17 protein-coding genes are annotated in these 21,454 nt (G+C 77.7%); 12 read left to right on the top strand and 5 right to left on the bottom strand.

The features are described 5' to 3' along the window. Positions 1-89: 89 nt before the first annotated feature. From FHN55_RS24090 to FHN55_RS07145, 3 genes are all read left to right on the top strand, one after another. Positions 90-1,877: a lytic transglycosylase domain-containing protein gene (locus FHN55_RS24090; RefSeq protein WP_139711561.1), complete on the top strand. Its 1,788-nt coding sequence runs from the start codon at positions 90-92 to the stop codon at positions 1,875-1,877. 62 nt (positions 1,878-1,939) lie between these two features. Continuing rightward, the gene (locus FHN55_RS07150; protein ID WP_139711560.1) at positions 1,940-2,800 is read left to right on the top strand and encodes a PHP domain-containing protein; all 861 of its coding nucleotides are present in this window, start codon (positions 1,940-1,942) and stop codon (positions 2,798-2,800) included. Continuing rightward, positions 2,797-3,681 (top strand): PD-(D/E)XK nuclease family protein, encoded by an 885-nt coding sequence (locus tag FHN55_RS07145; protein WP_257570753.1) that lies wholly within the window; start codon positions 2,797-2,799, stop codon positions 3,679-3,681. The genes FHN55_RS07150 and FHN55_RS07145 overlap by 4 nt, the downstream gene beginning before the upstream one ends. Before the next feature lie 265 nt (positions 3,682-3,946). Here the strand turns inward: FHN55_RS07145 and FHN55_RS07140 are convergent, their stop codons facing one another. From FHN55_RS07140 to FHN55_RS07130, 3 genes are all read right to left on the bottom strand, one after another. Further along, on the bottom strand, positions 3,947-4,810 hold the full coding sequence (locus FHN55_RS07140) for an oxygenase MpaB family protein (protein WP_139711558.1): 864 nt from the start codon (positions 4,808-4,810) through the stop codon (positions 3,947-3,949). 10 nt (positions 4,811-4,820) lie between these two features. Continuing rightward, on the bottom strand, positions 4,821-5,816 hold the full coding sequence (locus FHN55_RS07135; protein WP_139711557.1) for a Rieske (2Fe-2S) protein: 996 nt from the start codon (positions 5,814-5,816) through the stop codon (positions 4,821-4,823). Positions 5,817-5,967: 151 nt separating this feature from the next. After that, on the bottom strand, positions 5,968-7,944 hold the full coding sequence (locus FHN55_RS07130) for a DEAD/DEAH box helicase (RefSeq protein ID WP_373995705.1): 1,977 nt from the start codon (positions 7,942-7,944) through the stop codon (positions 5,968-5,970). 177 nt (positions 7,945-8,121) lie between these two features. Between FHN55_RS07130 and FHN55_RS07125 the strand changes: the two genes are divergently transcribed. Continuing rightward, complete coding sequence (locus FHN55_RS07125) at positions 8,122-8,853, top strand: ferritin-like fold-containing protein (protein WP_139711555.1); 732 nt, start codon at positions 8,122-8,124, stop codon at positions 8,851-8,853. Between the two features lie 105 nt (positions 8,854-8,958). Here FHN55_RS07125 and FHN55_RS07120 read toward each other — a convergent pair whose 3' ends face one another. Then, positions 8,959-9,741, bottom strand: coding sequence for an SDR family oxidoreductase (locus FHN55_RS07120; protein WP_139711553.1), 783 nt, complete (start codon positions 9,739-9,741; stop codon positions 8,959-8,961). Positions 9,742-9,762: 21 nt separating this feature from the next. Next, positions 9,763-9,987, bottom strand: coding sequence for a DUF3107 domain-containing protein (locus FHN55_RS07115; RefSeq protein ID WP_139711552.1), 225 nt, complete (start codon positions 9,985-9,987; stop codon positions 9,763-9,765). A 203-nt stretch (positions 9,988-10,190) separates the two neighbouring features. Here FHN55_RS07115 and FHN55_RS07110 point away from each other — a divergent pair, with 203 nt between their 5' ends. The 8 genes from FHN55_RS07110 to FHN55_RS07075 all read left to right on the top strand — a co-directional run bounded on the left by FHN55_RS07110 (position 10,191) and on the right by FHN55_RS07075 (position 21,372). After that, complete coding sequence (locus FHN55_RS07110) at positions 10,191-11,108, top strand: hypothetical protein (RefSeq protein WP_139711550.1); 918 nt, start codon at positions 10,191-10,193, stop codon at positions 11,106-11,108. Between the two features lie 108 nt (positions 11,109-11,216). Next, positions 11,217-12,344, top strand: a complete 1,128-nt coding sequence (locus FHN55_RS07105) for a ThiF family adenylyltransferase (protein WP_139711548.1) — start codon at positions 11,217-11,219, stop codon at positions 12,342-12,344. A 17-nt stretch (positions 12,345-12,361) separates the two neighbouring features. After that, positions 12,362-12,940 (top strand): isopentenyl-diphosphate Delta-isomerase, encoded by a 579-nt coding sequence (idi, locus tag FHN55_RS07100; RefSeq protein ID WP_139711546.1) that lies wholly within the window; start codon positions 12,362-12,364, stop codon positions 12,938-12,940. Continuing rightward, a complete protein-coding gene (locus tag FHN55_RS07095) occupies positions 12,826-13,293 on the top strand; it encodes an MGMT family protein (RefSeq protein ID WP_373995704.1) in 468 nt (155 codons plus the stop codon). The genes idi and FHN55_RS07095 overlap by 115 nt, the downstream gene beginning before the upstream one ends. Positions 13,294-13,387: 94 nt before the next feature. Then, a complete protein-coding gene (locus tag FHN55_RS07090) occupies positions 13,388-13,786 on the top strand; it encodes a nuclear transport factor 2 family protein (RefSeq protein ID WP_139711544.1) in 399 nt (132 codons plus the stop codon). Positions 13,787-13,797: 11 nt separating this feature from the next. Next, on the top strand, positions 13,798-14,565 hold the full coding sequence (locus tag FHN55_RS07085; protein ID WP_139711543.1) for a YafY family protein: 768 nt from the start codon (positions 13,798-13,800) through the stop codon (positions 14,563-14,565). A 52-nt stretch (positions 14,566-14,617) separates the two neighbouring features. Further along, a complete protein-coding gene (locus tag FHN55_RS07080) occupies positions 14,618-17,929 on the top strand; it encodes an ATP-dependent DNA helicase (RefSeq protein ID WP_139711542.1) in 3,312 nt (1,103 codons plus the stop codon). Further along, positions 17,926-21,372, top strand: a complete 3,447-nt coding sequence (locus FHN55_RS07075) for an ATP-dependent DNA helicase (protein WP_218974418.1) — start codon at positions 17,926-17,928, stop codon at positions 21,370-21,372. The genes FHN55_RS07080 and FHN55_RS07075 overlap by 4 nt, the downstream gene beginning before the upstream one ends. The last annotated feature ends 82 nt before the right edge of the window (positions 21,373-21,454 follow it).

Here is a 21,454-nt window from a genome sequence, read left to right as displayed (position 1 = left end):
CCACGTCGGTTGTGTCCTGGTTCGTCCACCCGCATGCTGGAACCTCCGCTGACGCCCACCGCACCTGGTGGCGCCGCGAGGGGGGTTCCATGCGCAACGCCGGTCGCTCGGGCGACGGGCCGTCCCGCCGCGCGCGGGCGAGGTCCACCGCTGCCCTGTGCGCCGTGGCCGTGGCCACGGCCACGGTGGTGGCGGCATCGTCCGACGCGGGCACCCCCGAGGCCGACGTCGTGCTCGTGGCGCCGGCCGCCGCGCCGTCGGGAGCGGCGGGCTCGACGCAGGGAGCAGCGGCCGAGGTGGTCCCGCTGTCCGACGAGGTGGCGCCCCCCGCTCCAGCGGACGCGGTCGAGCCCCCGGCCGACGGCGGACGCGAGGTCGGCCCGGTCGTGGTCCAGGGGACGCAGGCCGGGATCCCGGAGCGCGTCCTCGCCGCCTACCAGGCCGCTGCGGCCCGCGCGGCCGTCACCGACGCCAGCTGCCGGATCCCGTGGCAGCTGCTGGCCGGCATCGGGAAGGTCGAGTCCGGCCACGCGTCAGGTGGCCGGGTCGACGCGGCGGGGCGCACCGTCACCACGATCCTGGGCCCGCGCCTCGACGGGTCGCTGGCGGGCACCGCGGTCATCAGCGACGGTGACGCCGGCCGCTTCGACGGTGACGCCCAGTTCGACCGCGCCGTCGGTCCCATGCAGTTCCTGCCGAGCACGTGGCGCGCCTGGGGCGCCGACGCCGACGGTGACGGCGTGGCCGACCCCAGCGACGTGGACGACGCCGCCCTGGGCGCGGCCCGCTACCTGTGCGCCAGCGGCGCTGACCTGTCGACGCACGACGGTCAGGTGGCCGCCCTGTGGCGGTACAACCGCTCGAGCACCTACGCCGCCACCGTGCTGGCGTGGAGCCAGGCCTACACCGACGGCCTGTCGGTGCTGCCGGCGCTCCCCGGTCTCGTGGCGCTGCCCGCTGCTCCGCCCGCTCCGGCGCAGCCGGAGCCGACCGCGGCCCCCGCCGCGCCGGCGGCGCCGGCTGACCCGGCCCCTGCGCCGCCGGCAGGACCGCCTGTCGACGCGTGCGTCCCGCCCGCGGACGCCCTCGCCGCGGCGGACCCGACCGCGACCGCCGAGCCGACCGGCGAGCCGACTGCCGAGCCGACTGCCGAGCCGACTGCCGAGCCGACTGCCGAGCCGACTGCCCAGGCGACGGACCAGCCGACGGACCAGGCGACCGCGGTCACCGCTGGCGCCCCGGTCCCGCAGGCCGCGGTCTGCTGCCCCGCACCGGACGCGACGGCGACCGAGCAGCCGACCGAGCAGCCGACCGACCAGCCGACCGACCAGCCGACCGAGCAGCCGACCGACCAGCCGACCGACCAGCCGACCGACCAGCCGACGACCAGCGCTGAGCCGGCGGCACCCACCGCTGAGCCGGGCACGGGCACGCCCGCGCTCGCCACGTGCGAGCCGACGGCTGCGGTGACCGCGGAGCCCACCGCGGAGCCGACCGCAGAGCCCACGTCGGAGCCGACCGCTGCGGCGACCGTGGAGCCGACGGCGGAGCCCACAGCTGAGGCGACCGCGGAACCCACAGCGGAGCCGAGCGCCTCGCACCACCACCACCAGCACCACGACGGCAGCAGCTCCGAGGGAGCCTCGGCCTCGCCCAGCGCGACCTCCTCGCCCACCGGCAGCACCTCTCCCGCGGCGACCTCGTCCCCGAGCGCGACCGCGTCGGCGACCGCGTCAGCGACCGCGGAGCCGACGAGCAGCGCACCCACCGAGCAGTCGACGCAGGACCCGGCGGCGCAGCCGACCGCGAGCGCACCGCCGACGTCGTCGTCCCCGGAGTCCTCCGGTGCGACGGCCTCGGCGGAGCCGACGCGCTGATCGCGCGTCGCGCAGCCGGTCCTCGAGCGGTCGGTCTCGCCGTCGCGACCTAGGCTTCCCGGGTGCTCATCGACCTGCACACCCACTCCACCGCCTCGGACGGCACCGACGACCCCGCCGGGCTCGTCAGCGCTGCGGCGGAGGCCGGTGTGCAGGCGCTGGCCATCACCGACCACGACACCACCGCCGGGTGGGCCCGCGCGGGCCGGCAGGCCGAGCGCTGCGGTGTGCTCCTGGTGCCGGGCGCCGAGGTCTCCTGCCGGGTCCGCGGCGTCACCGTGCACCTCCTGAGCTACCTGCACGACCCGCAGGAGCCCGTGCTCGCCCAGACGCTGGCCACCTCTCGCGACATCCGTTTCAGCCGGGCCCGCACCATGGCCGAGCTGCTGGCCCGGGACTTCCCCATCACCTGGGACGACGTGCTGGCCCAGGCCGCGCACGGCGCCACCGTGGGGCGTCCGCACGTGGCCGACGCCCTGGTCGCCGCGGGCGTGGTGGCCGACCGCGACGAGGCGTTCGCGGGCCTGCTGGCCGACGGCTCGCCGTACGTGGTGCACCACGGGGCGCCCCACCCCGTCGAGGCGGTGCAGCGCGTGCGCGCCGCCGGCGGGGTGCCGGTCATCGCCCACGCCCTGGCGTCGGCGCGCGGCAAGGTCGTGGGGGAGGACGTGCTGGAGGAGATGGTCGCTGCGGGCCTGGCGGGTGTCGAGGTGGACCACCGCGACCACACCGAGGACGCCAAGCAGTGGCTGCGCGGCTTCGCGAAGGCGCACGACCTGCTGACCACGGGCTCGAGCGACTACCACGGCACCGGCAAGCAGAACCGCCTCGCGGAGAACACGACGTCGCCGGAGTCGCTGCAGCGCGTGCTCGCCGAGGGGCGCGGGGTCGACCCGGTCGGCACGCTGAAGGCGCTGCCGTGAGCGACCGAGGCTCCGGCCAGGGCGTGCTGCCGGGCATGCCGGTGCGGCTGTTCCGCTGCACGCCCACCAAGCTCACGACGTTCGAGGCCTGCCCCCGCCGCTACCGCTTCACCTACCTCGACAGGCCGGCGCCGCAGCGCGGCGGTGCCTTCGCGCACACGAGCGTGGGCGCCGCCGTGCACACGGCGCTGGCGCGCTGGTGGGACCAGCCGCTGCAGCGGCGCACGCCCGAGCGCGCGGCCGAGCTCGTCGCCGAGGCCTGGTCGGCCTGGCCCACGCCGTCCAGCGGCGGCTTCCGGGACGCCGAGCAGTCCGCGCAGCAGCGCGAGCGCGCGCAGGCGGCCGTGGCCGCGTACGCCGAGCGGCTCGACCCGCGCGCCGAGCCCGTCGGCGTGGAGCGCACGGTCGGCACGCCCACCGCGGCGCTCGCCCTCTCCGGGCGGGTGGACCGCATCGACAGGCGGCCGCGTCCGGAGGGCGACGGCGACGAGCCGGTGGTGGTCGACTACAAGCTCGGCCGCCGGGTGCCGGACGACGACGACGCGCGGTCCTCCCTGGCGCTGGGGCTCTACGCCCTCGCGACGGGTCGGACGCTGCGGACGCGCTGCCGCCGCGTGGAGCTGCACCACGTGCCCACGGGCTCGGTGGCGGCGGCCGAGCACACCAGCACCTCCCTGGAGCGGGTGGTGCGGCGGGCTGAGTCGATCGCGTCGGACGCGGTGCGCGCCGAGGCGGCGCTGGCCGCCGGTGCGGACCCCGACGAGGCCTTCCCGACCGCACCGTCGTCGCTGTGCGCCTGGTGCGACTTCCGCCCGTCGTGCCCGACCGGCCAGCGGACGGCTCCGGCCGCCGAGCCGTGGGCCGCGCTCGACCCGGCCTGACCCCTCTCGACCGGGGCGCTGCGTGCCACGGTCACCCACGCAGCCACGGGTGGGCCGGTGCCGCTGGGGTGGTGGGCCCTCCGCGGCTGACCGAGGTCANNTGACCTCGGTCAGCCGCGGACGTCAGCTCCTGCACGGACGGCGCGACACCTGACCGCGGTCACCTGCGGTGCGCGGCGGTCGCGGCGTCCCGCAGCGCGTGCCCGTGACGGGGGGTGGCCCGGAGGCCCTCGACGTCGCGGACGGGGTCTGAGGAGGGCCGCGGTCAGGAGGCCTCGGCGAGCCGCTGCACGGCGCGCTTGCGGTGCTCGGACTGCTCCACACCGGGGACCTTCCCCGCCGAGCGCACCAGCGCCAGGCGCAGCCCGCGCAGCGCCGCGGTGGTGGCGGCCTCCACGGACGGGCCGGTGCCGGGCAGCTGGGGCAGGGCGTACATGCGCCGCGCCCAGCCGGGCAGCGACGCGACGGCCGTGCTGGCCACCCCGAACCACACCGGTGCCGCCGGCGTGGTGAGCAGCACCTTCGGCTCCATCGGCGGGGCGACCACGTAGCTGGCGGCCTCGCGCGCCTCGCGGGTCACCCGCAGGTGCGGCCGGACCTCCTCGAAGTACGCGGCCAGGTCGGCGCGGCTGGCGGGCACCACCTCGGGACGCACCCCGACCAGCTCGGCGGCCACCACCTGCTCGGCCACGTACCGGTCGGCGGTCTCGTCGCTGACCGCCTCGCGCGCGGGCCGGCTGCGGGAGACGACGTCGAGGATGCTGTCGACCAGGGCGCAGTGGATGTACAGCAGCAGGTCCTCGTCGTCCGCGCGGTACTCCAGCCCGGTGTCCGGGTCGGTGCCGCGGATGCGCGCGTGGATCCCGCGCACCCTGGCAGCAGCGCGGTGCGCGGTGCGGGTGCTGCCGAAGGTGGTCGCGTCCACGTACTCCCCGGTGCGCTGCAGGCGCTGCCAGGTCTCCTGCTTGAACGTCGAGTGCTGCGCCACCACGTGCATGGCCAGCGGGTGCAGGGCCTGCAGCACCAGCGCCCGAAGGCCCGCAGGCCCGATCATCGGGTCGGTGTGCAGCTCCCACGTGGCGCTGGTCGGGCCGAACAGGCCGTCGTCGTCGTCGCGCTCGGGGTCCACCGACCCATCCTCACCCCGCGCGCGAGTCCAGGCCCGGCGAGGCGGCCACGCCCGGGAGCTCCACCACGCGGGCGAGCACGGTGCCGTCCGGCTCCACCCGGCTGGCCAGCACCGGCTGCGGCGCGGTGGCCGGACCGTGCGCGACTGAGCCGTCCGCCAGCCGGAAGGTGCTGCCGTGCCAGGGGCACACGAGGCAGTCCTCACCGCGCTCGCGGACCACCCGTCCACCGGACAGGGGGGCTGCGAGGTGGCTGCAGGAGTCGGCGAGGACGGTGACGCCCGTGTGCGTGCGGACGACGACGACGGGGACGTCGCCCAGCTGCGCCTTGGCCGGGGAGTCGACCTCCAGGTCGTCCCAGGCGCCGACCGCGTACCAGCCCTCGGGCGCGACGTGGGGGACGTGCTCGGCGTGCGAGGCGCCGGCCGCCCACCGGTAGGCGAGGTGCCCGCCCAGCGCGGCGCCCGCCGTGGCGGTGGTCAGCGCCGCCATCGACCACAGGCGTCCGCTCGTGCGCCGTCCCCGCCAGCGCTGCACCAGCGACAGCGCGACCATGGCGGTGGCGGCGTAGTTGCCCGCGGCGTGGACCAGGCCGAGGCGCTGCTGGTCCTCGTGGAGGTCCGACCAGTCCGTCCACCCCGAGGCGATGGTCGGCAGCGCCGCCGCCAGACCCGTCGCGGCCAGGGTGGTGGAGGCGGCCTCGGCGCCCTCCTCCAGGTCGTCGGGCACCAGGCCGGTGAGGGTGAGGGCGTCGACCAGGGCGGAGCTCGTCCAGGAGCCCACCACCACCTGCGCGAGGATCGGGTGCAGCGGGTGGCCGATCGGCGAGCCGTGCAGCAGGTCGGCGAGCCAGCGGGGCTCCACCCGGTGGACGAGGTCGCGCACCGGGCCGGCGAGCGGGTCGAGCCACGCCCAGTGCACCGGCACGTCGAGGATGCGCAGGAGCAGCGGCCGCGGGGCCACCGCGGACGGCTGGGGGCGGGCGTCGGCGGGGCGCTGCTCGGCCATGCCGCCAGCCTCGCCCTGCTCACGCAGGCCCGCGAACCGATCACCCTCGGTGATCACCGCCCGTCCCCCCACCGCAACCGGGCGCCCCGTTGCGGTTCCGAGGGGTGTCTGAACCGCAACCGGGCGCCCGGCTGCGACGAGGGGGGAGGGGTCAGGCGTCGGTACCGGAGGCCTCGCCCGCGGAGCTCGCGGACGAGCCTTCGGACGTGCCCTCCGAGGCGCTCTCGGACGCGCCCTCGCCGGAGGCCTGGCCGGCGCGACCGCGGCCGCGGCCACCGCGACGACGACGACGGCGCGGAGCGCCCTCACCGCCCTCGGCGCGCTCGCCGTCGGGACCGGTGCCGCCGGAGCGGTCGGGCAGGGCGATCTGGTCCAGGCTCGCCGGCTCGCCGCCCTCGGAGGTCACCGCGGCGGCGCCCTCCGCAGCCGCCGCGCCGGCCTCGCCGGACCCGCTGCCACCACGGCGACGACGGCGGCGGGGGGCCTCGGAGCCCGAGCCCTCCTCGCCCTCGGCGCGGGCGGGCCGGTCCTCGCGGGCCGGGCGCTCCGAGCGCGCCGGGCGCTCGGAGCGCTCGCCGCCGCGCCCGCGACCACCGTCACGGCCACCGCGCTCGCCGTCACGTCCGCCGCGTCCACCGCGACCGCCGTCACGGCCACCGCGCTCGCCGTCACGGCCACCGCGGCGGCCGGTCTCGCCGAGGTCCTCGAGCTCCTCGGCGTCGAGGCCGGCACGGGTGCGCGCCGAGCGCGGCAGGCGGCCCTTGGTGCCGGCCGGGATGCCGAGGTCCTCGTAGAGGTGCGGGGAGGTGGAGTAGGTCTCGACGGGCTCGGGGATGCCGAGGTCGAGGGTCCTGTCGATCATCGTCCAGCGGTGCAGGTCGTCCCAGTCGACGAAGGTCACTGCGGTGCCCGTGGCGCCGGCGCGGCCGGTGCGGCCGATGCGGTGCAGGTAGGTCTTCTCGTCCTCGGGGCACTGGTAGTTCACGACGTGCGTGACGTCGCTGACGTCGATGCCGCGGGCGGCGACGTCGGTGGCCACGAGCACGTCGACCTTGCCGTTGCGGAACGCGCGCAGCGCCTGCTCGCGGGCGCCCTGGCCGAGGTCGCCGTGCAGCGGCGCCGCGGCGAACCCGCGCTCGACCAGCTCGTCGGCCACCTTGGCGGCGGTCCGCTTGGTGCGGGCGAAGACGATGGTCAGGCCGCGGCCCTCGGCCTGCAGGATGCGGGCCAGCACCTCGACCTTGTCGAGCGCGTGGGCGCGGTAGATGTACTGCGTGGTCGCCTTCACCGTGGCGCCGTCGTCGTCGGGGTCGGCGGCGCGGATGTGCGTGGGCTGGCTCATGTACCGGCGGGCCATGGCGACCACGGGGCCGGGCATCGTGGCGGAGAACAGCAGCGTCTGGCGGCCCGCCGGGGTCATCGACAGCAGCTTCTCGACGTCGGGCAGGAAGCCCAGGTCGAGCATCTCGTCGGCCTCGTCGAGGACGACGGCGCGGGCCGCGGCCAGGCTGAGGTGGCCCTGCTGCGCCAGGTCGAGCAGGCGGCCGGGGGTGCCGACCACCACCTCGACACCGCGCTGCAGCGCCTCGACCTGCGGCTCGAAGGCCCGGCCGCCGTAGATGACCAGCACGCGGGCGGCGCGGTCGGTGGCGGCGCGCTCGAGGTCGCGCGCGACCTGCACGGCCAGCTCGCGGGTGGGGACGACGACGAGCGCCTGGGGCTTGCCGGGCGCCTCCAGGGCGTCCCAGCCGTCCTCGCCGGGGCCGGTGACGCGCTGGACGACGGGCACGCCGAAGCCGAGCGTCTTGCCGGTGCCGGTCTTGGCCTGGCCGATGATGTCGTGGCCCGCCAGCGCCACCGGCAGGGTCATCGCCTGGATGGGGAACGGGTGGGTGATGCCGGCGCGGTCGAGCGCGGCCACGATGGCCGGCTCCACGCCGTAGTCGGCGAAGGACTTCTGCGCCAGCACCTCGACGGTGGGCGTCTCGTCGTCACCGGCGAGGATGGCGTCCTCGGGGAGGGCGGCGCGGTCGGCGTCGCTCGCCGCGACGACCGTGACCTGCTCGTCGGCGGTCCCGGTGGACTCGGTGGTGGTCTCGTCGACCTGGTCGGTGGTGGTGTCGGGCACGTGCGGCCTCACGTCTCGGTGGCAGGAGCTCGTCGGGCGCCGGTCAGTGGTGACGGCGCGGCTCGGACGGCTCCGCGGCGGTTCGGCTGCCGATCGTGGCAGCGACCGGTCGACCGAGGTTGTCAAGCCCCATGCTACCGGCGCTCGCCGTCGGGTCGTCGTCCTAGTCTGATCGGCATGACGCCGCCCCGCCTGAGCCGATCGTCCGCCAGGGCCGACAAGGGCGCCGACGGAGCCACCGGCGCGAGCGGTCGCGGCGGCGCCCTCCAGGCCGAGGTGGACCTGCTGGGCGCCCTGGCCTACGGGGAGCTCACCGGCTTCCTGAGGCTGTCGGCCCACGCCGACAAGGCGCCGACGCTGGAGCAGACCGCGGAGGTCGGGGCGCTCGCGGTGGAGGAGTTCCGCCACTACACGCTGCTCGTGGAGCGGCTGCGCGAGCTGGGCGCCGACCCGCAGGCCGCCATGCGGCCCTTCGTGGCCGCGGTCGACGCCTACCACGAGCGCACCACCCCCAACGACTGGCTGGAAGGCCTCCTCAAGGCCTACGTGGGGGAGGGGATCGCCACCGACTTCTACCGGGAGGTGGCGGCGTTCGCGCCCGAGCCCACGCGGGACCTGGTGGAGAGGCTCCTCGACGAGACCAGCGGCGCGGAGTTCGTGGTGGGCGCGGTGCGCGAGGCCACCGAGCGGGACCCGCGCGTGGCCGGCCGGCTGGCGCTGTGGGGGCGCCGCCTGGTGGGGGAGGCCCTCAGCCAGGCCCAGCGGGTGGCCGCTGACCGGGACTCGCTCACCGTGCTGCTCGTGGAGGGCGGCGGGGCGGGAACTGACCTCGTGGCCATCGGCAAGATGTTCAACCGGCTCACGGAGAACCACGTGCGCCGCATGCTGCGCCTCGGCCTCACCGCCTGACCCCACCCCCTGACCCCACCCCTTCCCGTGATCACGGGTTTCCCGAGCGCGTCCCACGGCGGGAGAGTGCTTCGGAGGTCCACGACCACGGCCGGGTGAGTGGCGTCAGGGCTGGGCGGCGAGCCAGTCGTCGAAGGGCTGCCGACCGAGTCGCGCCCACGGGCCCGGCAGCGCGAGCCCGTGGCGGAGACCAGCGCCGAAGCGGCCCGGCAGCGGCACCTGCACCACGCGGGCGTCACGGCCCCGCGCGCGCAGCCATCGCCGGACCAGGTCCGCCATGACCTCCACGCGCGGCCCGGCCAGGTCGCGCACCGCGCCGCGCGGCTCTCCCGCGGCCAGCGCCACCAGCTCGTCGGCCACCTCGGCGGCGGCCACGGGCTGGCTGACGAAGCTCGGCACGACCACCACCCGCGGGTCGCGCCCGCGTCCGCCCAGCGCACCGAGCGCCGCCAGCCCCGGCGCGAACTCGTGGAACTGCGTCGTCCGCAGCAGGGTCCACCCGCCCTCGCGGCGGACGGTCAGCTGGCGCTCCTGCAGCGCTTTGCCGGCGTAGTAGCCGGCGTCGACGCGCGCGGCGCCCACGACCGACAGCGCCACGTGGTGCGCAACGCCGGCCTCGTGACCGGCTCGCAGCAGCGCCGCCGTCGTCGTCCTGAAGAACGCGCGGCTGCCCGCGGCGGTCTGCGCAGCGGGGCCGGTGGGACCGAGGACGTCGACGACGGCGTCACACCCGATCAGCGCCGCGACCAGCGCCGACCGAGGGCCGCGGAGCACGTCGACGCCGGCCGAGCGGCTGAGGACGACGGGCTCGTGGCCCGCCGCCCGCAGCCGCCCGACCACGAGGCGGCCGACGGCACCCGTGCCGCCGGCCACCGCGACGCGGCTCATCGAGCGCGCCCCACCGGGGCGTCAGAGCGCGCCGAAGCCGACGCCGCGCTTCTCCTCGGAGCCGATCTCCACGAAGGCGATCGCCGCACCGGGGACCAGCACGGTGCGTCCGCGCTCGTCCTTGAGGGTCAGCGTGGTGCCGCCCTTGAGCGCGGCGCTGACCGCGGCGCTGACGTCGGCGACGCTGTCGGTGGACTCCAGCACCACCTCGCGAGGGCTGTTCTGCACGCCGATCCGGATCTCCACGGGGCCTCCTGTGCTGGATGTGCTGCTGGCTGTCCTGCGTGCGCACCGCGTGCGCAGGGCTCCATCCTGCACCGACGGGTCGTGGGCGGTCGCAGGACGAGTGCTCGCGTTCGCCCTCGCCGAACCCACGAGGTCTGTGACACTCCGTGAAGCGCTCACCACAGGGCGCTCATGCACTGCCGACGACCGCCGGGAGGCGCACGATGACCGGTCAGACGATCGGCCAGACCACCGACCGCACCGCGTCGCGCGTGGACGACGTCGTGAGGGTGGCGCTCACCGTGCCGGGCGTGACGGGCGTGCGCGTGCAGCCCGACGCCGACGGCTCCGCCACCGTCCGCCTCGAGCTGGCCCCCGGCGCCGACGAGCAGCAGGTGGCCGCCGCCGTGGAGGCCGCGCTGGAGCGCGACGCCGCGACCGGTCCGGTCGCGCCCGAGCAGGCCTCGCCCGTCGCGCCCGGCGCGGAGCCCGGCCCCGGCCCGGTGGCGCTCGTCGCGCCCGTCGCCGTCGCGGACCCGCCCGCCGACCAGGCCGCGGCCGACGCGCCCGTGGCGCCCCGCGCCGGGGCGCGCGTCCCCATGCCCGCCGTCACGCCGGAGAAGAGCGAGCGCCCGGACAAGTCCGAGCGCCCGCGCACCGGGCGCATCTCCGTGCCGCCGCTGAGCGCCTCCTCGGTGGCGGCGACCCCCGCCCCGCAGTGGCTCGGCGACGTCACCCCCGAGCCGAAGGGCGACGGCGGCGAGCGCCTCGTGCTGGAGCGCGTGCAGGTGGTCACCGAGGGCCTGTCCACCACGGCCACCGTGGTGCTCGCGCGCGGCCGCACGGTGCACACCGGCGTGGCCGAGTCGGCGAACACCCCGGCCGGCGGTCACCGTGCGCTGGCGTCGGCGACGCTGCGCGCGCTGGAGTCCGCCGCGGGCGGCGCCCTGCGCGCCGAGGTCGAGGCCGTGCGCCCGTGCGAGCTCGACGGGCGCGCCGCCGTCACGGTGATGGTCGGCACCGCGAGCGCGCGGGGCAGCGAGCAGCTGGTGGGCACCGCGCTGGAGGGCGGCTCGCAGCCCGCCGTCGTGCGGGCCGTCCTGGCGGCGTGCAACCGCCGCCTCGCGCCCGACCTGCGCTGACCCACCTCACCCTTCCCGCACTTTCCGCGGGAAGTGCGCCATGGACCCCTCTCCTCCTCGCACTTCCCGCGGAAAGTGCGAGGAGGACGGGCGTGCGAGAGTTGAGCGGTGGAGCCGCTCGTCGAGCCCGGCCCGCCGCTGACCCCCGAGGAGCGCCAGCGGTGGTCACGCCACCTCCTGCTGCCGTCGGTCGGTGAGCTGGGGCAGCGCCGGCTGCGCGCCGCGCGCGTCGGGGTCGTCGGTGCCGGGGGCCTGGGCTCCCCGGTGCTCGCCTACCTCGCGGCCGCGGGCGTCGGTGAGCTGGTGGTGGTCGACGACGACGACGTCGAGGCCTCGAACCTCCAGCGGCAGGTGCTGCACGGCGCCGCGGACGTCGGGCGGCCCAAGGTCGACTCGGCTGCCGACGCCCTGGCCCGCCAGGCGCCGTGGACCCACGTGGTCCGCGCGCCCGAGCGCCTGACCGCCGACAGCGCCACGCGGCTCCTGGCCGGCTGCCACCTCGTCGTCGACGGGGCCGACAACTTCGCGACCCGCTACGCCGTCGCCGACGCCTGCGAGGAGCTGGGCGTGCCGGAGGTGTTCGGGTCGCTGCTGCAGCACGACGCGCAGGTCGCCGTGTTCTGGCCGTCGTCCGCCGGCGGGACCGGGCCGGGGTACCGCGACCTGTTCCCCGCCCCGCCGCCGCCCGGCTCCGTCGCCTCCTGCGCCGAGGCCGGCGTGCTCGGGGCGCTCTGCGGCGTGGTCGGCTCGGTCATGGCGGTCGAGGCCGTGAAGCTGCTGGTCGGCGCGGGGGAGCCCCTGCTCGGCCGGCTGCTCGTGCTCGACGCGCTGTCGATGTCCTGGCGGACCGTGCGCATCCGCGCTGGTGCTGCTCGCGCCGCCGTGCCGCAGCCGCGCGTCGAGGAGCCGCTGCCCGCGGACGCCGAGCTGAGCCCGCGCCAGCTCGCGGAGGCGCTGGCCGGCGGCGTCGACGTCGTCCTCGTCGACGTCAGGACCGAGGCCGAGCGGTCGCTGGGTGCGCTGCCGGGGTCGGTGCCCGTCCCGCTGGAGGACGCCGTGGCCGGGGTGCTGCCGCCGCTGCCGCCGGGCCGCGTCGTGGTGCACTGCCGCTCCGGCGCCCGCTCCGAGCGGGCCGTGCGGGCCCTGCGCGCTGCCGGGCACGTCGAGGTGGGGCACCTGCGCGGCGGCCTGCTGGCGTGGGCGGCCGAGGTCGACCCCGGCCTCGTCGTCGCCTGAGCGCCTACGCTCGTGCGGTGACGACCTCCCTGGCCGCCCCCGGCGCGCAGACCGCGGCGCCCGAGCTCGTGGTGCTCCTCGACGAGCAGCGCCGCCCCGTCGGCAGCACCCCGAAGGCGGGCGTGCACACCGCTGACACCCCCCTGCACCTGGCGTTCTCCTGCTACGTCAGCGACAGCCGCGGCCGGCTCCTGCTCACGCGCCGCGCGGTCTCCAAGCTGACGTGGCCCGGCGTGTGGACCAACTCCGTGTGCGGCCACCCCGCACCGGGAGAGCCCTTCGAGGACGCGGTGCGCCGCCGCGCCCGCCAGGAGCTCGGCCTGGAGGTCCGCGACCTCGTCGAGCGCCTGCCCGAGTTCGCCTACCGCGCCGTGGACGCCTCCGGCGTGGTGGAGAACGAGTTCTGCCCGGTCTTCACCGCCGTGGCCGACGCCGACCCGGTGCCCGACCCCGACGAGGTCGCCGAGTGGGCCTGGGTGGAGTGGGACGACGCCGTGGCGCTCGCCGCGCGCACGCCGTTCGCCATCTCCCCGTGGGCCGTCCTGCAGCTGGGCCAGCTCAGCCAGCTCGACCTCGGCGCAGGAGCGACCCGCTGACCCCGCCGCCCCAGCACCGGCAACGCCCTCCGGGGCGCGCCTACATCGACGACGTCGGCCCGCTGGTCCTCGCCATCCCCGAGGGCATGGCGCTGACGTACGGAGACGTCGCCGAGCTGACGGGCTGGGGCGCCGCCCGTGCCGTGGGCGCGGTGATGAGCCAGCACGGGCACGAGCTGCCCTGGTGGCGCGTGGTCCGCGCCGACGGCTCCCTGCCGGAGGGGCTCACCCCGCGCGCGATGGTCCACTGGGCCGACGAGGGGCACCCGCTGGTGCTCGGCACGAGCCGCCTCGACCTGGTCAGGTGCCGCTGGGACGGCCCCGAGGACGGCCCCGAGGACGGCCCCGCCTGACGCGGCTCGGGGTGAGCGGTCGCGGGACGCGGGCCGTGGCCGGTCGCGGGAACTCCGACACACCGTTGTCGCGACCGGGCCCGAGGGTGGGCGCATGACGAACAGCACGAGCGCCCTCGCCAGCTCCGGAGCACGGCGCTCCCTCGACCTGTGGCTGACCATGTGGAACACCGACGGCGACCTCGCCCGGCAGATCTGCGCGCACGACTTCCGCATCCGCTTCGCCGTCACGGAACCCGACGGGTCCACCCCCGCCGACGAGATCCGCAGCAGCGAGGACTTCGTCCGGTACCTGCGCTGGTGGCACGAGCAGAACCCCGGCACCGTCTTCACCAGGGTGTCCGACGCCGTCGACGCCGACCACGGCCGCCTCCTCTGGGACGTCGAGTCGGGGGGACGCACGGCGGGCGGCGTCGACGTGTTCGACTTCGACCACGAGGGGCGGGTCTCACGCGTGTGGTCCGTGGGGGGCCAGCGCAGCCTGCGGAGCTGAGAGAGCCGGACGTGAAGCGAGCTGAGCGGCACCACGCGCTGGTGGACCTGCTGCGCGCTGCACGGCGACCTTGGTCGGCCGCTCGGCTCGCTGCCCACTTCGAGGTGTCCAGCCGCACGATCGAGCGCGACATCGCCTCGCTGCAGCAGGCGGGGGTGCCCCTCTACGCCGACCGCGGAGCAGCAGGCGGGTACTCCGTCCTGCGCGAGTACTCCCTCCCGCCCCTGAACCTCTCGGCCGCGGAGTCCCTGGCGGTGCTGGCCGGTCTGGCGCTGCTGGAGTCGTCGCCCTACCAGGCGGCTGCTCGCCGGGCCCACGCCAAGATCGCCGCCGTGGTGGACGAGGCGCACCGCGCCCCCGTGGAGGAGCTGCTCGGGCGGATGCGCGTCGTCGACGCCGTCGCGGGCGCGGGCGCCGCCGTCCCGCGCACGGTGCTGTCCGACGTCATCGCCGCCCGGCGCGTGGTCCGGCTCACCTACCTCGGCGAGGACGGCGCCACCACCACCCGCGACGTCGAGGCGATGGGGCTCCTGCGCGCGGGGGACGCGTGGCTGCTCGCCGGCTGGTGCCGCCTGCGGGACGCGGTCCGCGGGTTCCGCACCGAGCGGATCACGCAGCTGCAGGTGCTGGACGAGGTCGCTCCGGTGCGCGACCCGGCGCTGTGGGAGGCCGACCTCGCCCGGTGGTCGACGCGGCCGCTGACGGGGCCCGCTCCCGACGCCGTCCAGCGGGTCGGCGGGGCCAGCGGCGGCCCCCGGCACCCTCGACGGGGGCGGTGACCCGGAGCGGCCCCTCGGCCGCGCTGTCGGTGGTGCGTGGCACGGTCGTGCCATGACCGCCGTCGCCGTCCCGCGCTTCGTGCGCGGTGCGCTGTCGACGACGGCGGCGAGCAGTGCCGCGGCGCCGGCCCTCGACCCCGTGCAGCGCCGCGTCGCGGAGCACCCCACCGGCGGCGGCCCGCTCGTCGTCCTCGGCGCTCCGGGGACCGGCAAGACGACGGCGCTGCTCGAAGCGCTCGTCACCCGCGTCGAGCGCGACGGCGCCGACCCCTCCTCCCTGCTCGTGCTCGCGCCCTCGCGGCGCGCCGCGGCCTCCCTGCGCGACCGCGTGAGCTCCCGCCTGGGCCGCACCACCACCGAGGCCCTCGTGCGCACGCCGCACTCCCTCGCGTGGGCGCTGCTGCGCCGCGCGGCGCAGGCCTCCGGAGGTCCCGCGCCGCGCCTGCTGACCGGCCCCGAGCAGGACCAGGTGCTCGCCGAGCTGCTCCGCGGCCACGACGCCGGCGACGCGCCGGCGCCGCCGTGGCCGGACGAGGTCGCCGCCGCCGTCCGCGGTGTCCCGGCGTTCCGCGGAGAGCTGCGCGACCTGCTCATGCGCGCCCTCGAGCGCGGGCTGGGCCCGCGTGACCTCGCCCGCCTCGCCGACGTCCACGGCCGCCCCGCCTGGCGCGCCGCCGCCGTCGTCCTGGCCGAGTACCTGCAGGTCACGGCTCTGGCGAGTCCGGGCGCCCACGACCCCGCGGCCATCGTCCACGACGCCTGCAGCGCCCTGAGGGCAGACCCGGCGCTGCTCGCGGCGGAGCGTTCGCGGCTGTCCCTGGTCGCCGTCGACGACCACCACGAGTCCACCGCCGCCACGGCCGAGCTGCTCGACCTGCTCGCCGGCCGCGGCGGCGACGTGCTGCTCCTCGGAGATCCCGACACCACCACGACGACGTTCCGCGGTGGCGACCCGACGCTGCTCGCCGGCGCCGCCGAGCGGTTCGCCGGACCGGACGGCCCGGCGCCCGTGGCCGTGCTGCCCACCCGCTGGCGCTCCGCGCGCGCCGTCGCGGCGGCGTCGGCGCGCGTGGCGCGCCGCACCGGCAGCGTCGGCGCGGTCGCCCACCGCGACGCCGACCCGCCGGCCACCGCCGAGGACGGCGCGGTCGAGGCGCACCTGCTGCCCACCCCCGCGCAGGAGGCGGCCCTCGTCGCCGCGCTGCTGCGCGAGGAGCACGTGCGCGCCGGGACCCCGTGGCGGGAGATGGCCGTGGTGGTCCGCAGCGCCGCCGGCACGGGCACGCTGCGCCGCGAGCTGGGCCGTGCGGGGGTGCCCGTGGTGGTGCCGCCCGCCGAGGTGCCCGTCCGCGCCGAGCCCGCCGTGGTGCCGCTCCTCGTCGCCCTGCGCCTCGTCCTGTCCGACGCCTGGGACCACGAGGACGACGACGAGGGCCGCCGGCCCGCCGTCGACGACGTGCTCACCCTGCTCGCCCCTCCCGTCGGCGGCGCGGACCCGCTGGCGCTGCGCCGGCTGCGCCAGGTGCTGCTGGCCGCCGAGCGCCAGCGGGTCGGGGGCGCGCCCTCCGGCGCCTCCCGCAGCAGCGACGCGCTCCTCGTCGACGTCGTCCTGCACCCCGAGCGGTGGCCCGACCTCCCGGCGCGCGCGGCCCGCCCGGCGCGGCACGTCGCGTCCGTGCTGGCCGCCGGCCGCGCCGCCGCGCGAGCCGGCGGCAGCGCGGAGGAGGTGCTGTGGGCCCTGTGGGCCAGCACCGGCCTGGCGGAGCGGTGGCGGGCCCGGGCCCTGGCCGCGCCCTCGGCGTCCGGGCTGGGCGCGGAGTCCGCCGCGGCCCTGGCCGACCGCGACCTCGACGCCGTCGTCGCCCTCTTCGACGCCGCGTCCCGCTACGAGGAGCGCGAGCCGGGCGCGCCCCCGCAGCGGTTCCTGGAGCACCTCGAGGCGCAGGACGTCCCCGCGGACTCCCTGGCCGCCCGCGCGACGGGCGCTGGTGCGGTGGAGCTGCTGACGCCGACGGCGGCTGCGGGGCGGGAGTGGGACGTCGTGGTCGTCCCGGGGCTGCAGGAGGGCGCCTGGCCCGACACCCGCCTGCGCGGGTCGCTGCTCGGGGCGCCCGAGCTCGCGGACGTGCTGGCGGGCCGTCTGTCGGCCGACGAGCGGATCGCCGCGTCCGCGGCGGCCGCCGCGGCCCGCCGCCAGGTCCTCGACGACGAGCACCGCCTGCTGCAGGTGGCCGTCTCCCGCGCGCGACGCCGCGCGGTGGTGACGGCCGTGCGCAGCGAGGACGAGCGGCCCTCGGCCTTCGTCGACCTCGTCTGCCCGCCCGACGCGCCCGCCGACGGCGAGCACGGCGCCGCCGCTGACGCCGAGCGGCCGCTGAGCACCGTCCCGCGCGCCACGTCGCTGCCGGCGCTCGTGGCGGAGCTGCGCTCGGTGCTCCTGACCCCGGTCGGCGCCCGCGACCGCGCAGGGGTCGTCGTCGACCAGGCGCGGCTCGACCACGCCGCCGCTGCGCTGGCGCGCCTGGCCGCTGCCGGCGTGCCCGGCGCCGACCCCCGCGACTGGTACGGCCTGCCGCCGGTCTCCGACGAGCGGCCCCTGCGCGACCCCGACCAGCCCGTCCCGGTCAGCCCGTCCGCGGTGGAGTCCTTCGGCCGCTGCGGGCTGCGCTGGCTGCTGGAGGCGAGCGGAGGGCGCCCCGCCGACTCGGTGCAGCAGGGCGTCGGCAACCTCGTGCACCGCATCGCCCAGGAGCTGCCCGAGGGGAGCCTCGGCGAGATGTCGGCGCGCCTCGAGGAGCTGTGGCCGACCCTCGGGCTGCCCGACACGTGGGTGGGGCAGCGGGAGCGGCGCAAGGCCGAGCGGATGGTGCGGATGCTCGCCGCCTACGTGCTCGACGCCCGGTCGGCGGGGCGCACGCTCGCCGGCGTGGAGGTCGAGGTGGACGCCGCGATCGGCCGCGCCCTCGTCAGGGGGCGCCTCGACAGGCTCGAGCGCGAGCCTGACGGGTCGCTGCGCGTGGTGGACCTCAAGACCGGGCAGCGCGCGCCCCGGGCCGACGAGCTGCCCACCCACCCGCAGCTCGGGCTCTACCAGGCCGTGGTCGACTCCGGTGCCCTCGGCGAGGGGGAGCGCAGCGGTGGCGCCGCGCTGGTGCAGCTGGGCGGCAAGCGCACCAAGCCGGGCGAGCAGGCGCAGGAGCGCCTCTCCGACGCCGCGGACCCGCAGTGGGCGCACGACCTGCTGCAGCGCACCGCCGAAGGCATGGCCGCCAGCGCCTTCGACGCGGTCGCCAACGACCTGTGCTCGAAGTGCCCCGTGCGGACCAGCTGCCCCCTGCGCCCCGAGGGCGGCTGCGTCCGGTGAGCACCGACAGCACGACGACGACGAGGCCCGTGCAGGCCCTCAGCGCCGCCGACATCGCCTCCGCGCTCGGCCAGCACCCGCCCACTCCCGAGCAGGCCGCCGTCATCGAGGCGCCGCTCGCGCCCCTGCTCGTGGTGGCCGGGGCGGGCTCGGGCAAGACCGAGACGATGGCCGCGCGCGTCGTCTGGCTGGTGGCCAACGGGCACGTCGAGCCCGAACGCGTGCTGGGCCTGACCTTCACGCGCAAGGCCGCGGGCGAGCTGGCCGAGCGGGTGCGCCTGCGCCTGGCCGCGCTGGACCGCGCCGGCCTGCTGCCCGTCCTCGACAGCGGTGACGGCGCGGACGGCCCCGGCGGCGCGATCGGTGACGCCTCGCCGACGGTCGCGACCTACCACGCCTACGCCGCCGGCCTCGTGACCGACCACGGCCTGCGCATCGGCATCGAGCCCCGCTCGCAGCTCATCGGGCCGGCGGCGGCGTGGCAGCTGGCCGCGGACGTCGTGGACGGTGCCGACGGGGAGGGCGCGGACGGTCTGGGCGACCTCGACGCCGCCCCCTCCACCGTGGTCACGGCCGTGCTCGGGCTGGCGGGGGAGTGCGCGGAGCACCTCGTGGACGTCGACGCCGTCGAGGCGACCCTCGCGGGCGTGGTCCAGCGCGTCAGCGCCCTGCCGGGCAAGCAGCCGGCCAAGGTGGCGGCGGCGCTGGCGGTGCTGCAGCAGCGCCGCCGGGTGCTGCCGCTGCTGCGCCGGTACGCGGAGCGCAAGCGCGAGCTGGGCGTGCTCGACCACGGCGACCAGGTGCGCCTGGCCGCGCGCATCGCCGCCGAGGTGCCGGCCGTCGCCGCGCTGGAGCGCGCCCGGTGGGGCGTGGTGCTGCTCGACGAGTACCAGGACACCTCCACCGCCCAGGCCGAGCTGCTCTCGCGGCTGTTCGGAGGCGGGCACCCCGTCACCGCCGTCGGCGACCCGCACCAGGCCATCTACGGCTGGCGCGGTGCGAGCGCGGGCGGCCTGCAGGCGTTCCCCACCCGGTTCCGCCGCTCCGACGGCGCGGCCGCGGCGCACCTGGCGCTCTCGACGAGCTGGCGCAACGACGTGGCCGTGCTCGGCGCCGCCGCCGTCGTGGCCCAGCCGCTGCGCGCCGCCTCGCGCCTGCCGCTGCCGGTGCTCGGCCCGCGGCCCAGCGCCGGTGAGGGCCGCGTGGAGGTGGCGTGGGCCCAGACGGCGGGGGAGGAGGCCGCGCTGCTCGCAGACCGGATCGCCGTGCTCTGGCACGCCGACTCCCGGCTCCCCGCCGACCAGCGCCGCACCGCCGCCGTGCTGTGCCGCGCCCGCTCGCAGTTCCCGCTCCTCGAGGAGGCGCTGCGCACCCGCGACGTGCCCGTCGAGGTGGTGGGCCTGGGCGGGCTGCTGCTGCGCCCGGAGGTGGTCGACGTCGTCTCCGCGCTGCGCGCCGTCGCCGACCCCACCCGCGGCGACGCCGTCGTCCGCCTGCTCACCGGCCCCCGCTGGCGCCTGGGGCCGCGCGACCTCGCGGTGCTCGCGGCGTGGTCGCGCCGCCGCGCCACGTCCCGGCGGTCGCGCGCCGAGCAGGGAGCGGAGCACCCGGGTGGTGCGCAGCCGGAGCTCGCCGAGGAGGCCAGCCTCGTCGACGCCGTGGACGACCCGCCCCCCGCCGACTGGGAGACCTCCGAGGGCTTCCGCCTGTCCGAGGCGGCCCGGGAGCGGGTCCACGAGGCCGGGCTGCTGCTGCGCCGGCTGCGCGAGCTGGACCTGCCGCTGGCGGACCTCGTCGTCGCCGTCGAGAGGGCGCTGCTGCTCGACGTCGAGCTGGCCGCGCGCCCCGGCAGCAGCCCCGCGGCGGCGCGGGCCGGGCTCGACGCGCTCGCCGAGGTGGCGGCCTCGTTCACGCAAGCCACCGGAGCCGGCGCGTCGCACCGCTCGTCGCTGCGGGCGTTCCTCGCCTGGCTGAGCCTCGCCGAGGAGCACGAGCACGGCCTGGACCAGTCGTCGTCGGAGTCCGACGAGCCCGCTCCCGGCCTGGGCGACGGCGGCGAGGAGGGCACCGAGCCCAGCCGCAGCGCCGTGCAGCTGCTCACCGTGCACGCCAGCAAGGGCCTCGAGTGGGACGTCGTCGCCGTCGCCGGCCTCGCCGAGAACGGCTTCCCGACGCGGCCGCGCACGTCGCAGGGATGGTTGTCCGGCCTCGGGGTGCTGCCGCACCCGCTTCGCGGAGACGCCGACTCCCTGCCCCACCTCGGGTGGGAGGCCGCGCTGGACGCCAAGGGCGCCGAGACCGAGCGCGCCGCGTACGCCGAGCGCTGCGCCGAGGCCCACCGCGCCGAGGAGCGCCGCCTGGCCTACGTGGCGCTCACCCGCGCCCGCTCGCTGCTGCTGCTCACCGGCGCGTGGTGGGGCGGTGAGCGGAAGAAGGAGCGCGTACCGTCGGCGTTCCTCGTCGAGGTGGTCGAGCACCTGCGCGCCCGCGGCGACGAGGAGGTCCCCGCGCTCCCCGAGGCGCCCGAGGAGGCGGAGAACCCCGAGCTGCGCGAGCCGCGGCGCGCCACCTGGCCCTTCGACCCGCTCGGCCCCCGCCGTCCGGTCCTCGACGCGGCGGCCAGCGCGGTGCGCCAGGCCGCGGTCGCCCTGGCCCTCACGGACGACGACGTCACGGGCCAGCCTCCCAGCGACGGCGGCCCCTGGGCTGAGGAGGTCGAGGCGCTGCTGGCGGAGCGAGCCCGCGGCGACGCGGGGGGCACTCCTGACGTGGAGCTGCCCGCCCACCTGTCGGCCTCCCGCCTGGTGCAGCTCGCCGCCGACCCTGCGGCGCTCGCGCTCGCGGTGCGCCGTCCGGTGCCCGTGCAACCGCGCGTGGCCACGCGCCGCGGCGTGGCCTTCCACGCCTGGCTGGAGGAGCGGTTCCGCTCGGCCGCACTGCTCGATGTCGACGAGGTGCTCGGCCCCGACGACGGCGGTGAGGACGACGGCGAGGGGGAGCCCGGCGACGGCCTCGGTCCGCTCGGCGCCGACGAGGAGGAGCTCGCCGCCCTCCAGGAGAGCTTCCTCGCCTCGGAGTGGGCCCAGCGCGAGCCGATCGCCGTCGAGGTCGACCTGGAGACGCCGGTCGCGGGACTCGTCGTGCGCTGCCGCGTCGACGCCGTCTTCCCGCGCCCGGCCAGCGAGGGCGGCGGGGTCGACGTCGTCGACTGGAAGACCGGCCGGCCGCCCACCGGCGAGGCAGCCCGCGCGGCCGCGGTGCAGCTGGCCGTGTACCGGCTGGCGTGGTCGCGGTGGAAGGGCGTGCCGCTGGAGCAGGTGGGCGCGGCGTTCTTCTACGCCGCCACCGGCACCACCAGCCGGCCCGCCGACCTCCTCGACGCCGACGGCCTGGAGGCCCTCGTGCGGGGCGCCGCCGCGGCCGCCGGCCCGACCGCCGTGTGAGCCCTCAGACGCCCCTCCCCCCGGACGGACACGCGGTGCGGCTGCTTCCCGGTGATCGCCAGCGCCCCTGGCCTCCGGGTGT

Origin of the sequence: Streptomyces sp. NP160 (assembly GCF_006335115.1) — a bacterium.
Classification (GTDB): Bacteria; Actinomycetota; Actinomycetes; order Actinomycetales; family Quadrisphaeraceae; genus Quadrisphaera.
Note: the sequence above shows the minus strand (reverse complement) of the source record. Positions and strands in the feature narration are given on the sequence as shown.